Genomic DNA, 15,506 nt, shown 5'->3' with positions numbered 1-15,506 from the left:
CCGGCGCCGAGTACCTGGAGCCGCCTGGTGTCCCAGCCACCCTCTCTCCGTGCCCGCCCCCGGTCCCGGTTCCCGCTGCTCCGGGTGGTCGTCACCGCTGTCCTCCTCCTCGGCGCCGCCACCGGCGGTACGGCCGCGGCAGGCGCCCCGGCCGAGGACGCCCCCCTCTTCTGGGTCGACCCGGACACCGCCGCCGCCAGGCAGGCCGCGGAGTGGCGGGCGGCGGGGCGCCTCGACGACGCCCGGCTCATCGACCGCATCGCCGACCGGCCCCAGGCCGTGTGGTTCAGCGACGACGGGCCCGGCGCCACCGTCCGGTCCCGGCTGGGGGCGGCGGCGATGGCGGGGCGCACCCCGGTCTTCGTCGCCTACTTCATCCCGCGGCGCGACTGCGGCTCGTACTCGTCCGGCGGCGCCCGCGACGCCGCCCACTACCGCCAGTGGATCGACGACTTCGCCTCGGGGCTCGGTGCCTCGGCCGCGTACGTCATCGTGGAACCGGACGCCGTCGCGCACATGGTGGCGGGCTGTGAGGGAGCGGTCGCCGCCGAGCGCTACGAACTGCTCGCCCACGCCGTCCAGCGCCTCAAGAGCCGCCCGAACACCAAGGTGTACCTCGACGCGGGCAACGCCGGGTGGATCCCCGACGAGCAGCGCCTGGTCACCCCGCTGCGCAGCGCCGGGATCGCCGAAGCCGACGGTTTCGCCCTGAACGTCTCCAACTTCCATACGAACGAGGAGAGCGCGAAGTACGGGCATCGGCTCGCCGGCGCGCTCGGCGGCGGCAAGCACTTCGTCATCGACAGCAGCCGCAACGGCAACGGCCCCTACGCGGGCACCGAGGGCGAGGCGTGGTGCAACCCGCCGGGCCGCGCGCTCGGCACCCCGCCCACCACCGACACGGGTGATCCCGCGATCGACGCCTACCTGTGGATCAAGCGGCCCGGCGAGTCGGACGGAACGTGCCGGGGCGGGCCGAAGGCCGGGCAGTGGTGGCCGGAGTACGCGCTGGGACTCGCGGAGCGCGCGCGGGACGGCGGGGCGGTCGCCGAGACCGGCGCGGCCGCCGAGACCACCAAGCCTGCCGGGACCGCCGGTTAGGCAGGCTGCCAGACGTAGCGGATGTCGGGCTCGCGCTCCTCGTTGCCCGAGCCGTCCGTCCGCTCGGCCTCCGTGAAGCCGTGGCGTGCGTAGAACCGCTGGGCCGGGGCGTTGACCTGGAACGTCCGGAGCCAGAGCCCCTCGGGGCTGCGCTCCTTGGCCAGCGCCACGAACCGGTCGCCGATGCCGCGCCCCCGCCACGCCGGGTCGAGGTAGAGCTGGCTCAGCTCGTCGCCGTCCAGCACCATCATGCCGACCGTCTTACCGGCCGCCTCCGCGATCCAGGTGCCGCCGCGCGGCACGACGACGTACTGGAAGAACTCCCGCACCTCGGCGTCGGAGTGGGCCCGCCGCACGGTCGGCAGCGCGGCGTCGTACGCGCGCAGATAGACGTCGGCGACGGCGGCTCCGTCGGGCTCGGCCGCCGGACGCAGGTCGATCGGGGGCGGGCCGGCCGGGGCAGGGGTCACGGGTTCTCCACGGGACGGGCGGGGACGACCGCGGTGGCGGTGATCTCCACGAGCTGGCCCGGGTAGCCGAGACAGGCCACGCCGAGCAGCGTCGAGGTGTGCGGGCCCGCGTGCAGACCCGAGGCGTCGACGACCTCCCAGGCCTCACTGAGCGCGGCCCGCGCGTCGGCGACGACGTACACCGTGCTGGCCACCACCTGCGTCAGGTCGCTGCCCACCGCCCGCAGGGCCTCGTCGAGGTTGACGATGACCTGCTCGGTCTGGCGGGCGACGTCACCCTCGCCGATCAGCCTCCCCTCAGGGTCGAGCGGGACGGAGCCCGCCATGAAGGCGAGGCGGGTGCCCGCTTCCACGACGGCGGCGTGGGCATATCCGGGAGGCGGGAAGAGGGTGGGGACGACGGTGCGTACCGGAGCGGTCATGGGGGGATCATGCGGGGTCCCGGTCGCGTACGCATCCGAATTTCGTACGCGACCGGCGGCTCGGCACACCTGGGCGGTTCTCGGCTCGGCACACCTGGGCGGGCGTCGGCTCAGCGCACCGCCGCCGGTGAACTCCCGCCCCGCACCCGCAAGACGGGCTTCCCCGAGCCGTCGGCGGGCGTCGACCAGATGTCCGACTTCCGGCCGTCCGCGCCCGGCAGGGCGTACGCGAGGGTGCCGTCGTCCAGCCAGGCGGCCTGGTCGTCGACGTTCCGCCGCTCGGCGACCGGCCGCTCACGCATCGTCCGCAGATCGAGGACGTACAGCCGCCACGGGTCCCGACTCCCCTTCCGTACGCGCTTCTTGAAGGCGAGGCGGGTGTTGTCGGGGGAGAGGGAGGGGCATTCGACGTTCTCGCGCAGGGCGGTCGCCGCCCACTTCCTCATGTCGCCGCGCACGAGATACGTCCTGCCCTTGGTCGAGACGGTCGCGTAGAAGCGGTTGTCGTCCTTGGCGAAGGTCACGCCCCAGTAGTTGACGTCGGGGGAGTGGTAGCGGCGGCCGTCGAGGGTGAGGGGGATCTCCTCCATGTTCTTGATGAGGTAGCCGGTGCGGGTGTCGAGGATCGAGGTGCGGGTCGAGAAGGAGGAGCCCGCGTAGGAGTCGCCGGTGGCGAACATCGTCCAGGAGAGCATCCGGCCCGACGCGGAGACGCGGGCCCGGTTGGGGATGCCGGTCAGGGCGATGCGGCGCTTCTCGCGGAGCCGGTCGTCGAGGACGACGGCGTACGCCTTGGGCGGGATCCCGGCACGGCGTTGCAGGCACAGGCCGGTGTCCGCGGCGGCGTAGAAGCGTTCGCAGGACGGGCCGCCCGTGGTGCGGCGGGCCTTGAGCGCACCCTTGGCGGCTTGCGTGCCCTTGGCGGCGGGGAGGCGGGCGACGCGGCCCGCGCCCGCCTCGGTGCTGCGGAAGTACAGCTGCCCCCGGTCGAGCCCGAACTCCGATGCCGTGTCGGCGGATTGGGCGCGCTGGGCCGCGTGCAGCGTGTAGGCGACGGCGACGCCCGCGAGGACGGCGGTGGCGAGGGCGACCGTGACGATCCGGGAACGCAGGGAGCCTGATGTCGTGGGAGTGGTGGCCGTCATGGGGACCTTTCGATACGGGACAGCAGTGCCGCCGCCCCCGCGAGTGCCAGCGTCAGCGCGATGACCGCGCAGGTCAGCGCCGTACCGACGCCCCACAGCGTCCAGGCGGCGCCGAACCCCGCGGCGGCGACGAGCCGGGCGAGGGCCTGTCCGGTCTGGAGCACGGCCATGCCGCCGGCCCGGCGTTCGCGGGGCACCACGGGTGTGGCGAGGGCCATCAGGACGCCGTCGGTGGTGGCGTAGAAGACGCCGAGGAGGAGCAGGACGCCGATCAGCAGCGGCAGGCCGTCGGTGGGCGCGAGCAGAAGGACGTAACCGCCGAGGAGCGCCACGTGTCCGGCGAGGAATGGGGTGCGGCGCCCGACGCGGTCGGCGAGCCGCCCGGCGGGGACGGCGAGCAGCAGATAGACGGCGGCGGCCCCCAGCGGCAGGAGCGGGAACCACGACACGGCGAAGTCGAGCCGCCGCTGGAGGAGGAGGTAGAGGAAGGCGTCGCCGATGGTGGCCGCGCCGAGCAGTGAGGCGGCGAGCAGGACGCGCCGGAAGGCGGGGACGCGGAGCAGGGCGAGTGCCCTGGGGCGGGGCGCGGTGGGGCGGGGTGCCGTGGGGGCCGCGGGCCGCGGGACCGGCTGCTCCCGGCGGCCGGGCACGGAGGGCTCCCGACGGCCGGGCACGAACAGGACGAGCAGCAGCACCCCGAGCAGCCCGAAGCAGAAGCTCACCACGAACACGGCGTCGTAGGCGTCCGCGGTCGCCCACAGCAGCGCGAACGCGGCGAGCGGCCCGAGGAGCGCGCCCGTGGTGTCCATCGCCCGGTGCACCCCGAAGGAGCGGCCCAGCGTGTCGGGCGTACTGCTCAGCGAGATCAGCGCGTCGCGCGGCGCGGTCCGCACGCCCTTTCCGACGCGGTCGGCGGCGAGTGCCGCGCCGATCCCGGCGGTGGCGCCGCCCGCGAGGAGCAGGCCGAGCCGGGAGAGCGCGGAGAGGGCGTAGCCGCTTCCGGCGACGAGCTTGTGCCGCCCGCCGCGGTCGGCCGCGTAACCGCCTGCCAGCCGCACCAGCGCGGTCACGCCGTTGTAGAGCCCGTCGAGGAAGCCGAACTGGAGGGGGGAGAGGCCCAGTTGGAGTACGAAGTAGAGCGGCAGGACCGCGGTGACCATCTCGGAGGAGATGTCGGTGACCAGGCTGACCGCGCCGAGCGCGAGGACGGGTCCGGCGACGCGGCCGCGTCGGGCCCCGGACTTCTCCGAGGTCTTGGCGACCGCGTCGGTGGTGGCCAGATACATGCCCGCTCGTCTCAGCGGCAGCTGTACGACGGGCTGGTGTCCTTCGTCGAGCCGTCCGTGGCGACGAGGTTCCAGGAGAACCCGGTGTCGGTGAAGTTCAGCTTGACGACGCCGAAGCTCTTGGTGATCCGCTTCTGGCTGTTGGGCTGCACTTCCTCGATGTCGTACGGGCTCGCGCCGCCCATGCCGCCGAGGATCTCGACGATGCCGTTGGCGTCCGCCTTGCCGTCCGGGTTCTGGGGCGCGAACCGCTCGTAGTGGTGGTCGTGGCCGTTGAGGACCAGCTCGGCCTTCTTGTCGTACAGCAGTTTCCAGACGGGGCGGCTGACCGGGTCGTTGCCGTGCCCGCCGGAGGAGAAGAGCGGGTGGTGCCAGTACGCGGCCACGCACTTCTTGGAGTTGGCGGCGAGGTCGGCCTTGAGCCAGTCGATCTGCTCGTCGTCGTCGAAGCTGTTGGAGTCGAGCGCGATGAAGTGCCAGTTGCCCTGGTCGTAGCTGTAGTAGCTCTCGCCCTTGGGGTAGGCGACGGACCCGAAGTAGGACTTGTAGCCCGCGAGGGAGCCGGCGGGGTCATAGGTCTCGTGGTTGCCGGGGACGGGGCGGGTCTTGCTCTTGAAGGCGCCCCAGCTCTTGTCGTAGTAGTTCTTGAAGTCCTTCAGACGGGCGTCGTCGTACTGGTTGTCGCCCATGGTCATCACGAAGGACGGGTTGATCTGCTTGACCAGGGCCGCGGTCTTGGGGTGCTTGCAGCTGCTGCTGCTCGCGGTGCACTGCTCGGCGATGTCTCCGGCGGCGACCGCGGTGAAGCCGGCCCTGGGCCCGGCGGCGGATTCGGTGTGGGGGGAGGCGTCCGCCTCCCCGGCGGGCGACCAGAGGAGGACGCCGCCGACCAGGGCGAGCGCGGTTCCGGTGGCGAGGGGGAGGCCGTAACGGGCCTTGCGGGAACGGTTTTCGGGCGTACGGGGGCTCATGGCGCGGGGGGTGGGCGGCATGTCCGTCTCCTCGGTTGGCGGGGGGTGCCTGGCCGTCTCGGGGAATCCTGGCGAGGCGACATGTGCGCGTCAATAACTTGGGCTGATTATTGTTAGGAAACTTTCCTTCTAGTGGGTGGTGAGTAGTGGTGGGCCGCCTTGCCGGGGGAGGGGGCGGGCCGTGCGGGCCGCGTTGTCAGTGGTCTCGCCTAGGGTGGCGAAGGTGGGGGACGAGTGGCGTGAGCAGGGGCTGAGCGAGGTGAGGGCGATGACGGCGGAGGCGGCGGAGACGGTGGCCGCGGGGTCCGCGGCGGCCGAGCGTGCCCTCTTCGTGCGCTCCTGCGCGGCCGTCTTTCTTCCGGCGGAGGTGCCGAGGGAGGGGCGGATCGCTTTCTGGCGGGCCGATGGGGGCGAGCTTCCGGGGGCGGGCGTTCCGGGTGAGCCGGGTGTCCCTCAGGGTGTACGAGGCGACCTCGCCGCGGGCAGCCGTGGCGAGGTGCGGGGGGACCTGGTCGTCGTCCGTAGGCACGGCGAGGGCGCCCGCTCCCGTACCGTTCCCGCGCTGTTTCTGCCGGTCGCCGACGCCGTGCCGCTCCTGTTGCGTGCCGTGCGCCCGCACCCCGCCGTCGCGTGCTGGGCCGCGGCCGCCCGGCACGCCCTCCACCTGGCCGCGCGGGGGAGGCTGCTGCCCGGGCTCACCGCGGACGATCACGACGCGTGGCGCGCGGGCCCGCTCGACGAGGCGGACGTCGCCCAGCTGCGGGCCATCGCCGCCGCCCTGCCCGCCGAGGCGCACGCCGTACCGCTGCCGGGGAGCGGATCCTTGCTGCTCCCCGAGCCATTCGCCCTGGTCAGGGCGTTCGTGGACGCGGTGGTGGACGCCCTGCCCCGCACCCCCGCCGCCGCGCACGCCGTCGGCGCCCCCTTCGCGGCGCGCGAGCCGCAGCGGCTGCCGGGCGCGCGGGAGTGGGCGGCGGAGGTCGCGGCGGGGATGGACGCGGGGGTGCGGGTCTCCCTGCGGCTGGACCTGCGGCCGCACGAGGCGTTCGACGCGGCGGACGATACGCCGGGGTCCCTTGGGGAGAGGCCAGACTCTGGTGCGGGGAGGCTGGTCTCCGGCGGGGGAGGGCTGGACTCCGGCGGGGAAGGGGCGGGCCGCAGTGCGGAGGGGTTGGTCCCCGGCGGCAAAGGGGCGGGCCGCAGTGCGGAGGGGCTGATCCCCGGCGGGGAAGGGCTGGACCCCAGCGGAGAAGGAGCAGGCCGCAGTGCAGAAGGGCTGGCCTCCGGCGAGGAAGGGGCGGGCCGCAGCGCAAAGGGGCCGGGCCCCTGCGGGGAAGGCCCGGATCCCGGCGGAGAAGGGCTGGGCCCCGGCAGGGAAGGCCCGCCCCCGGAAGGCGAGCGTGAGGCCCCCGGAGGGGTGCCCCACGCTGCCGTCGCCAGTCCCGCCGCCGCCGTCGTCCAGGTGCACAGCCTCGCCGATCCCTCCCTCGTGACCGACGTACCCGGCCTCTGGGCGGGCGCCGACCACTTCGGCCCCCGCGCCAGGATCGACACCCTGCTCGCGGTGCGCCGCGCCGCCCGCGTGTGGCCCCCGCTCGCCCGGCTCCTGGAGCGTCCCCGCCCGGACGTGCTGCCGCTGAGCGAGGAGGAGCTGTACGACCTGCTGGGCGCGGCGGCCGCCCGGCTCGGCGCGGCAGGGGTGGCCGTCCACTGGCCCCGGGAGCTGACCCGCGGCCTCACCGCGACGGCGGTCGTCCGCCCCGCGCCCGGCACCGCCGCCGACAACTTCGACTTCTTCAAGACCGAGGAACTCCTCGAATTCCGCTGGCAGCTGGCGCTAGGCGACCAGCCGGACGACCCGCTGACCGAGGCGGAGCTCGACCTGCTCGCGGAGGCCCACCGCCCGGTGGTCCGCCTCCGCGACCAGTGGGTCCTGGTCGACCCCGAACTCGTACGCAAGGCACGCAAGCGCGATCTCGGCCTGCTCGACCCGGTGGACGCCCTCTCGGTCGCGCTCACCGGCACGGCGGAGGTCGACGGCGAGCAGGTGCCCGCCGTGCCCATCGGCGCGCTCGCACGCCTGCGCGAGCGCGTGATGGGTGACCTCGGCACGATCGAACAGCCGCCGGGACTCCACGCGACCCTGCGCGACTACCAACTGCGGGGCCTGGCCTGGCTGGACCGCATGACCTCGCTCGGCCTCGGCGGCTGCCTCGCCGACGACATGGGCCTCGGCAAGACGATCACGCTGATCGCCCTCCACCTCCACCGGGCGCACCCCGCGCCGACGCTCGTGGTCTGCCCGGCGTCCCTGCTCGGCAACTGGCAGCGGGAGATCGAGCGGTTCGCGCCGGGCGTGCCGGTGCGCCGCTTCCACGGCCCCGCCCGCAGCCTGTCCGGCCTGACCGGCGGCTTCGTCCTCACCACGTACGCCACGATGCGTACGAGCGCTCCCGAACTGGCCGAGCAGGCCTGGGGGTTGGTCGTCGCGGACGAGGCGCAGCACGTCAAGAACCCGCACGCGGCGACGGCGAGGGCGCTGCGCACGATCCCCTCCCCGGCCCGCGTCGCCCTCACCGGCACCCCCGTGGAGAACAACCTCTCCGAGCTGTGGGCCCTGCTCGACTGGACGACCCCCGGCCTGCTCGGCCCCCTGAAGGCGTTCCGCGCCCGGCACGCCCGCCTGGTGGAGGGCGGCGACCCCGCCGGAACCGGCGCGAACGACGAGGCACTGGCCCGCCTCTCCCTTCTCGTACGGCCCTTCCTGCTGCGCCGCAAGAAGTCCGACCCCGGAATCGCGCCGGAGCTCCCGCCGAAGACGGAGACCGACCACCCCGTCACGCTCACCCGCGAACAGACCTCGCTCTATGAGGCGGTGGTGCGCGAGACGCTGGCCCGCATCGAGGCCTCGGACGGCATCGCCCGGCGCGGCCTGGTGATGAAGCTGCTGATGGCCCTGAAACAGATCTGCAACCACCCCGCGCAGTACTTGAAGGACGGGATGCTCAGCACGCGGTCGGGCCGCTCCCGCTCGGGCAAGCTGGAGCTGCTCGACGAACTCCTCGACACGATCCTCACGGAGTCGGAGAGCGCGGGCGCGGTCCTGATCTTCACGCAGTACGTGGAGATGGCCCGGCTCCTGGAGACGCATCTGTCGTCGAGGGGCATCCCCTCCCAACTCCTGCACGGCGGCACGCCGGTCGCCCGCCGCGAGGAGATGGTGGACCGTTTCCAGTCGGGCGAGGTCCCCGTCTTCCTCCTCTCCCTGAAGGCGGCGGGTACGGGCCTGAACCTCACCCGGGCGGGCCACGTCATCCACTACGACCGCTGGTGGAACCCCGCCGTCGAGGAGCAGGCCACCGACCGCGCGTACCGCATCGGCCAGACCCAGCCGGTCCAGGTCCACCGCCTGGTCACGGAGGGCACCGTCGAGGACCGCATCGCCGAACTCCTCGCGGCGAAGCAGGCGTTGGCGGACGCGGTGCTCGGCGAGGGCGGCGAATCCGCGTTCACCGAGCTGTCCGACGCCCAGCTCGCGGACCTGGTGGCGCTGCGGAGGACGACGTGAGCCCGCGCGGCGCCGCGAGGGGCGGCGGCCTCGGCCGGGTCAGCGGGATGAGCGAGACGAGCCGCATGGGCAGCGGCCGCGTCTTCCCCGCCCTGCCGGCGCACCCCGACCCCGACGCGCCCTTCGCCGCGTCCTGGTGGGGCAACGCGTGGATCGACGCGCTGGAGGAGAGCGCCCTGGACCAGGCGCGCCTGGCCCGCGGCCGTACGTACGCCCGTGAAGGCGCGGTCGACACGATCACCGTCGCGCCGGGCCGCATCGTCGCGTACGTCCACGGCAGCCGCCCCCGCCCCTACCGCGCGGAGATCCGTCTGCGCACGATGCTCCCCGACCACTGGGACCGCTTCCTGGACGCGGTGGCCACGGACCCCGCGCACATCGCGGCGCTGCTCGACAAGGACATGCCGCACGCGCTGGCCGAAGCGGCGATCCGAGCGGACGTCCCCCTCCTGCCGGGCGCACGCGAGCTCGCGCCCTCCTGCACCTGCCCGGACCGGGGCCACCCCTGCAAGCACGCGGCGGCCCTCGCCTACCAGACGGCCCGCCTCCTGGACGCCGACCCCTTCGTCCTCCTGCTGCTGCGCGGCGGTGAGGAGCAGGACCTCCTGGACGAACTCTCCCGCCGCAACGCGCACAAGGCGGCGGCCGAGCAGCAGCCGCCCCCGCCCGCGCCCGACACCTCCCGCGAGCCCGTCCTCCCCGGCACCCCGGCCAGGAACGCCCTGGCCACGGAGTACCGCCCCGCGCTCCCGCCCCCGCTGCCGCCTCCGGCCCACCCGGGCGAGCCCCCCGTGCTCCCTTCCCTCCCGGGCGCCCCGGATCCGACGTCCCTGGAGTTCCTGGTCACGGACGCGGCGGCGAGGGCGCACGCCTTCCTCACCACGGGCACGGACCCCTTCACCGCCACGTCTCCCTGGCACGACGCGGTCCGCCTCGCGGCCTCCCACCCGGGCCTCACGGGCCGCCGCACCTTCAGCCGCCAATTCGCCGAGCTGGCCCGCTCGGTGGGCAGCACCCCCGCCGACCTCTCCCGCGCGGCGGCGGCCTGGCGCCAGGGCGGCGAGGAGGGCCTGGCAACCCTGGAAACCCCCTGGGACCCCCCGGCGGGCCCCTTCGACCGCGCCCGCGGCGCCCTCGCGGCAGCCGACCTCCCCCGCATGACGATCCACCGCAACACCCTCACGAACCCGACAGCCTCCCTCCAGCTCCGCTACGGCCGCGACGGCCGCTGGTACCCCTACCGCAGCGAGCCGGGCGCGGCGGACTGGTGGCCCGAGGGCGAAGCGGACGCGGATGTGGTGGGGGCGCTGACGGCGGTGTTCGGGGGGTGACGCAGGGGGCTCAGCCGTGAGCGGCCGGGGCCCCTTGGGGCGCCGCGGCTTCGGAAGGGGTCAGAAGTCGACTCGCGTGCGGTCGTCGAGCCGTGCCACCGAGTCCTGCGCGAACGCCTTCTCGTAGTCGCTGCGGATCTCCTCGATCAGGACGTCCTTCTTGCGCGCCTCACCCGTCGGGTACAGCAGGATCAGTTCGTACGAACGCTCCCGCTCGATCCTGCCGTTGGAGTCGCGCCACTGCCCGCGTCCGTCCTGGATGGTCAGCCCGTCGGGGAAGCTTGGCGTCACCTCCTTGTCGATGAAGGCCATGAACTGCTTGTCGGTGACGGTGGGCCCGCCGTCGGGGCGTTCCGTGCCGAAGAGGAGGCGGGTCTCGGTGAACGGCTCGCCCCGGGCGGCCGTCGACGCGGAGGGCGCCGCCGAGGACGACACCGCCGAGGACGTCGGCCGTGTCTCGTCGGCCAGCGAGGCGTACGCCGCGGGTGCGCCGACCGCGAGGACCGCGGTCGCGGCGCCCGCCACGGCGAGTCGGGTGCGGGTGATGCGGGAGAGGTTGCGAGCCACGGGACGGTCCCTTTCGGCGGAGGGTTCGGCGGAGGGTGTGGGCGTCAACGGTCAAGGTACGCGGCGTCCGCCCCTCCCAGGCGGTACGTCGCGAGGTCCCGCCAGTCGCCGCCCGCTCCGTCCGTCACGATCAGGTGAACGGTGCTCACCATGCTGACGATCGGCAGGTGCGGGGCGAGTTCGGACTCCAGGGCGTCGTAGGCGGCTTCGCAGGTGTCGGGGCCCTCGTGGTTCGCGAGCGTCAAGTGGGGTGCGAGGGGCGGGGTGAAGATGCCTCGGTAGGGGACCGCCTCGGGCCAGCGGGCGGTGAGGGACGCGGTGAGGGCGCGTACCGGGGCGTCGGGGGCCGGGGGGAGGTAGAGGACGCCCGGGTAGCGGCGGAATTCGGCGAACGTCAGGGTGAAGGGCGCGTGGGCCGCGAAGAGGTTCGTCAGGTCGGTGTGCGTGGAGGCGGAGAAGCGGGAGGTGTTGAGGAACGGGTAGAGGACGGTCACGTGGGCCGGGAAGTCCGCGCTCACCAGGGGGTTCGCCTCGGGGATACGGATGGTGAGGGCCGTGTCGCCGGGGAGGTCGGCCCAGCCGTCGGCCGATGGGTCGGCGTCGCTTGTCGTGTTGGGGTCGGTCTCGGTGTCGTTGGCGGTGTCGGGGTCGGCTGCTGTGTCGGAGGTGTCCGTCGCGCCGGGCTCGGCTGCCGTGCGGGAGGCCTTCACAGCAGGGGAAGCGCCGAACGCGCCGACCGCGTTGGAGGCGCCCACAGCATGGCAAGCGCCACCCGCGCCAGAAGCGCCACCCGCGCCAGAAGCGCCACCCGTGCCAGAAGCGCCACCCGTGCCAGAAGCGCCACCCGTGCCAGAAGCGCCACCCGTGCCAGAAGCGCCACCCGTGCCAAAGGCGCCCCTCACACCGCACGCGTCCACCGCATCACCGCCAGCCACCCTCATCACCGCCCTCGCCACTGTCACCCAACCGCCCCAAGCGCCCTGACTACCCCAGCCGCCCCCGCCATCCCAACCGCCCCCACCGCCCCCCGTACCCCTCCACCCTCAGCCCCAGCCCCAGATCGTGCCACCCCGCCCCCCTCGCCCCCAAAGCCGTAAGCCACCGTCTTCCCCCACGTCACTCGACTCCCTTACCTTGCACCTGACTTGGCCGAAGCGGTGTGCGAGGGGGCGGTGGGCGTGACGGTGCCGAAGAGGGGCGTGGTGGGGCTGGTGGCGGGGGCCCTCGTCGCGTGGGGCGCGCTGGGCGGCGGGAGCGGGGCCGCCGTCGCCGCCGACGATCCCGCGCCGGGCTCCGCCTACTCGGCCACGACCGGCGTCGGCCTGCACAACGCGTACGAGAAGGCGAAGTACCCGTACTTCGCCGACGCTCTCGACTCCGGCGCGGGGATGCTCGAACTCGACGTATGGACCAACGTGTTCGGCAGCGGCTGGCGGGTCTCCCACAGCAACCCCCTCGGCAACGACAACAACTGCGAGAACGCCCAGAGCCCCGCCGAACTGCGCACCAAGCCGCGCAACCAGAGCCTGGCCGGGTGCCTGCGAGACATGCGCACCTGGCACGACGCCCACCCCGGCCACCGGCCGATCCTGGTCAAGGTCGAACTGAAGGACGGGTTCCAGGGCAGACGCGGGCGCGGGCCCGCCGACCTCGACGCGCTCCTCACGAACGTGCTCGGCGACGCCGTGTACCGGCCCGGCCAACTGGCCGCGGGGCACGCCACCCTCGACGACGCCGTACGGGCCAAGGGCTGGCCGGACCGCGACGAGCTGGCGGGGAAGTTCGTGGTCGAGCTGATACCCGGCACCGTCGAGCAGGGCAACCCCGCCGACACCCTGTGGACCGACCGCGAGTACGCCACCCATCTGCGCGACCTCGCCGCGGCGGGCCGCCTCGGGGAGGCCGCCGCCTTCCCCGCCGTGCTCGGCGCCGAGGCGGGGGATCCGCGCGGGCGGTACGCGGACCCCTCGATCCGGCCGTGGTTCGTGCTGTTCGACGGGGACGCCTCCGCGTACGCGGGCGGCGGCATCGACACGGGGTGGTACGCCGACCGGCGCTATCTCGTCATCATGACCGACGCCCACAACGTCGCTCCCGCCATCGACGGGACGCGCCCCACCGAGGCGCAGGCCAAGGAGCGGGTCGCCCTGCTCGCGCGCCGGCACGCCAGCATCGTGTCGTCCGACTGGTATCCGCTGCCGACGGTCCTCTCGACGGTCCTGCCGCGAGGGTGAGCACTACCGTGGACGCGCGAGGCTGAGCGCTACCGTGGACGCGCGAGGCTGAGCGCTACCGTGAACAGATGACGCCGCCTCGCGCCCCGGGCCCCGCCGACCTCGTCATCACCGGCTGCACGGCCCTGACCCACGGGCCCGACGGGGAGATCCTCTTCGTCGACGACGCCACGATCGTCGTACGCGAGGGAGTCATCGCCTCCGTCACCGCCCCCGGCGCCGGGAGTGACCAGGATCCCGCCGGGCCGGGCGCCGCCGTCGAGCACATCGACGGGCGGGGCACGATCGCCCTCCCCGGCCTGATCAATTGCCATACGCACACCCCGATGGTGGCCCTGCGCGGCCTCGCCGAGGACCTGCCCGCCCACGCGTGGTTCAACGACTGGATCTGGCCCATCGAGTCGAACCTGACCGAGCGCGTGGTCGCCCTCGGCGCGCGGCTCGCCTGCGCCGAGATGATCCGCGGCGGCGTCACCACCTTCGCCGACCACTACTTCGCCATGGACACGGTGGCCGACGTCACCGAGGAGAGCGGCCTGCGCGCCGTCCTCGGCCAGGCCTATTTCAGCTCCCAGGGACCCGAGGGCCGGGCCGCCTCCCTCGACTTCGCCCTGCGACGGCGCGGCACCGCGGGCGGACGCCTCACCACCTGCCTCGCCCCGCACGCCCCCTACACCGTCGACGACGCCGACCTCGCCGCCACCGCCGAACTCGCCCGCGAACACCGCCTGTTGGTCCACCTCCACGCCGCCGAGAGCCGGGAGCAGACCGACCACAGCCTGGCCCGGCACGGCCGCACACCCATCGAGATCCTGGAACGCGCCGGGCTTCTCGACGTGCACCTCCTCATCGCCCACGCCACCGGCCTCGACCCCGCCCGCGACCTGCCCGCACTGCGCCGCGCGGGCGGGGACGTCGCCGTCGCCTCCGCGCCCCGCGGCTATCTGAAGTTCGCCTGGGACACCACGCCCGTGCGGGCGCTGCGCGAGGCCGGCATCCCCGTCGGGCTCGCCACGGACGGCGCCGCGTCGAACAACACCCTCGACGTGTGGGAGTCCATGACGCTCACCGCCCTCCTGCAGAAGCACGCGGAGCACGACCCGACCTGGCTCACCGCACGCCAGGCCCTGGACCACGCCACATTGCAGAGCGCGCGAGCCGTCGGTCTCGGGGAGGAGATCGGCAGCCTCGCCGAAGGGCTGCGGGCCGACATCATCCTCGTGGATCTGACCGGTCCGCACACGCAGCCCGTACACGACCTGGCCGCCACCCTCGTGCACAGCGCCCGCTCCGCCGATGTGCGCACCACGATCGTGGACGGCAGGGTTTTGATGCGCGACCGCGCGCTGCTGACCCTCGATGTCCCGGAAACCGTACGGGAGTTGGGTGAACTGTTGCCCGAACTCGTCGACCGGAGCCATGGCAGGCGCGTCCAGGAGTACGAGGGCTGACCGCGGCACGCCTCTGACCTGCGGCGCAGGGGAATTCTCAACTTTTTTCGGCTTTTCCCGCCCCTGAGCGATGAGTTCCGCACACCCCGCCGGTCCACCCTTCGCAGAACTACGCGCCCGAAGGGTGGAGGAGACACATCATGGGACTTCCGGACATCGTCACACGCGAGGAGTGGCTCGTCGCGCGTGAGGAGTTGCTGGCCGAGGAGAAGGCCGCCACCCGCGCGCGCGACGCACTCAACGCCGCGCGGCGCCGCCTGCCGATGGTGGAGGTCGACAAGGAGTACTACTTCGACGGCTCCGACGGGAAGGCGACGCTGCTCGACCTCTTCGACGGGCGTGACCAGCTGATCGTCTACCACTTCATGTTCGCCCCCGAGTGGGACGCGGGCTGCCGCAGCTGCTCCGCCTTCCTCGACCAGATCGGGCACCTCGCGCATCTGCGGGCGCGCGGCACGAACTTCGTCGCCGTATCCCGCGCCCCGTACACCGCGCTGCTCGCCTTCAAGGCCCGCATGGGCTGGACCGTGCCCTGGTTCTCGACGAATGGCGGCGACTTCAACCACGACTTCGGGGCGTCCTCCACCGAGGAGCCGCGCGATGTGCCCGCGATCAACTGCTTCCTGCGGGACGGTGACCGCGTCTACCACACGTACGGGACGTTCGCCCGAGGCCTGGACGGCATCGGCTCCACGACCAGCCTCCTCGACCTCACCGCGCTCGGCCGCCAGGAGGAGTGGGAGCGACCGGCGGGACGTGCGTCGGCGCTGGGGGCCCCGGCGGGGAGCGCGCGGGTGCGGTACCACGACGAGTACGAGGACTGAGGCCCCTCAGGAGGACCTCGGGAGAACCCGGGGAGGCCCCGGAAGACCCCGGGAGAACCCTGGGAAATGCCTCGACTGCGTGTCGGTTCGGTTACGTCGCGAGCCCTTAAGGGTCCCGGACGCGTTCTCACCAGTA

General features: G+C 73.4%; 13 protein-coding genes. 6 read left to right on the top strand and 7 right to left on the bottom strand.

Annotation, left to right across the window (positions count from 1 at the left end):
* Positions 1-27 precede the first annotated feature (27 nt).
* Positions 28-1,101 carry a glycoside hydrolase family 6 protein gene (locus DMA15_RS08635; RefSeq protein ID WP_206302689.1) on the top strand — a complete coding sequence of 358 codons (1,074 nt, stop codon included), beginning with the start codon at positions 28-30 and terminating at the stop codon, positions 1,099-1,101.
* Here DMA15_RS08635 and DMA15_RS08630 read toward each other — a convergent pair.
* The 5 genes from DMA15_RS08630 to DMA15_RS08610 form a co-directional block, all read right to left on the bottom strand.
* A complete protein-coding gene (locus DMA15_RS08630; protein WP_125517460.1) occupies positions 1,098-1,541 on the bottom strand; it encodes a GNAT family N-acetyltransferase in 444 nt (147 codons plus the stop codon). The genes DMA15_RS08635 and DMA15_RS08630 overlap by 4 nt on opposite strands.
* Positions 1,542-1,567: 26 nt before the next feature.
* Positions 1,568-1,993, bottom strand: a complete 426-nt coding sequence (locus DMA15_RS08625) for a RidA family protein (protein ID WP_125512144.1) — start codon at positions 1,991-1,993, stop codon at positions 1,568-1,570.
* Positions 1,994-2,103: 110 nt separating this feature from the next.
* Positions 2,104-3,138 (bottom strand): hypothetical protein, encoded by a 1,035-nt coding sequence (locus DMA15_RS08620; protein ID WP_125512143.1) that lies wholly within the window; start codon positions 3,136-3,138, stop codon positions 2,104-2,106.
* Positions 3,135-4,424: an MFS transporter gene (locus tag DMA15_RS08615; protein ID WP_125512142.1), complete on the bottom strand. Its 1,290-nt coding sequence runs from the start codon at positions 4,422-4,424 to the stop codon at positions 3,135-3,137. Before DMA15_RS08615 ends, DMA15_RS08620 begins: the two co-directional genes overlap by 4 nt.
* Positions 4,425-4,435: 11 nt before the next feature.
* Complete coding sequence (locus DMA15_RS08610) at positions 4,436-5,416, bottom strand: metallophosphoesterase (RefSeq protein ID WP_125512140.1); 981 nt, start codon at positions 5,414-5,416, stop codon at positions 4,436-4,438.
* 247 nt (positions 5,417-5,663) lie between these two features.
* Between DMA15_RS08610 and DMA15_RS37385 the strand changes: the two genes are divergently transcribed.
* Positions 5,664-8,963 carry a DEAD/DEAH box helicase gene (locus DMA15_RS37385; RefSeq protein ID WP_240660179.1) on the top strand — a complete coding sequence of 1,100 codons (3,300 nt, stop codon included), beginning with the start codon at positions 5,664-5,666 and terminating at the stop codon, positions 8,961-8,963.
* A complete protein-coding gene (locus DMA15_RS08595; RefSeq protein ID WP_346428906.1) occupies positions 8,960-10,294 on the top strand; it encodes an SWIM zinc finger family protein in 1,335 nt (444 codons plus the stop codon). Before DMA15_RS37385 ends, DMA15_RS08595 begins: the two co-directional genes overlap by 4 nt.
* A gap of 60 nt (positions 10,295-10,354) precedes the next feature.
* On the opposite strand, the gene DMA15_RS08590 is transcribed toward DMA15_RS08595, so the two are convergent.
* Together DMA15_RS08590 and DMA15_RS08585 are read right to left on the bottom strand one after the other, a co-directional pair.
* Positions 10,355-10,861: a DUF3574 domain-containing protein gene (locus DMA15_RS08590; RefSeq protein WP_125512138.1), complete on the bottom strand. Its 507-nt coding sequence runs from the start codon at positions 10,859-10,861 to the stop codon at positions 10,355-10,357.
* A gap of 44 nt (positions 10,862-10,905) precedes the next feature.
* Positions 10,906-11,616, bottom strand: a complete 711-nt coding sequence (locus DMA15_RS08585; protein ID WP_240660177.1) for a 2'-5' RNA ligase family protein — start codon at positions 11,614-11,616, stop codon at positions 10,906-10,908.
* A 486-nt stretch (positions 11,617-12,102) separates the two neighbouring features.
* Here DMA15_RS08585 and DMA15_RS08580 point away from each other — a divergent pair, with 486 nt between their 5' ends.
* The 3 genes from DMA15_RS08580 (at position 12,103) to DMA15_RS08570 (ending at position 15,370) form a co-directional block, all read left to right on the top strand.
* Positions 12,103-13,095, top strand: a complete 993-nt coding sequence (locus tag DMA15_RS08580; RefSeq protein ID WP_240660176.1) for a phosphatidylinositol-specific phospholipase C domain-containing protein — start codon at positions 12,103-12,105, stop codon at positions 13,093-13,095.
* A 68-nt stretch (positions 13,096-13,163) separates the two neighbouring features.
* Positions 13,164-14,546 carry an amidohydrolase gene (locus DMA15_RS08575; RefSeq protein ID WP_125512136.1) on the top strand — a complete coding sequence of 461 codons (1,383 nt, stop codon included), beginning with the start codon at positions 13,164-13,166 and terminating at the stop codon, positions 14,544-14,546.
* 140 nt (positions 14,547-14,686) lie between these two features.
* Positions 14,687-15,370, top strand: a complete 684-nt coding sequence (locus DMA15_RS08570) for a DUF899 domain-containing protein (RefSeq protein ID WP_125512134.1) — start codon at positions 14,687-14,689, stop codon at positions 15,368-15,370.
* Positions 15,371-15,506: the final 136 nt, after the last annotated feature.

Source organism: Streptomyces sp. WAC 01529, assembly GCF_003945545.1.
GTDB lineage: Bacteria > Actinomycetota > Actinomycetes > Streptomycetales > Streptomycetaceae > Streptomyces > Streptomyces anatolicus.
The sequence above is the reverse complement of the archived record's forward strand: the minus strand, read 5'-3'. Positions and strand labels throughout refer to the sequence as shown.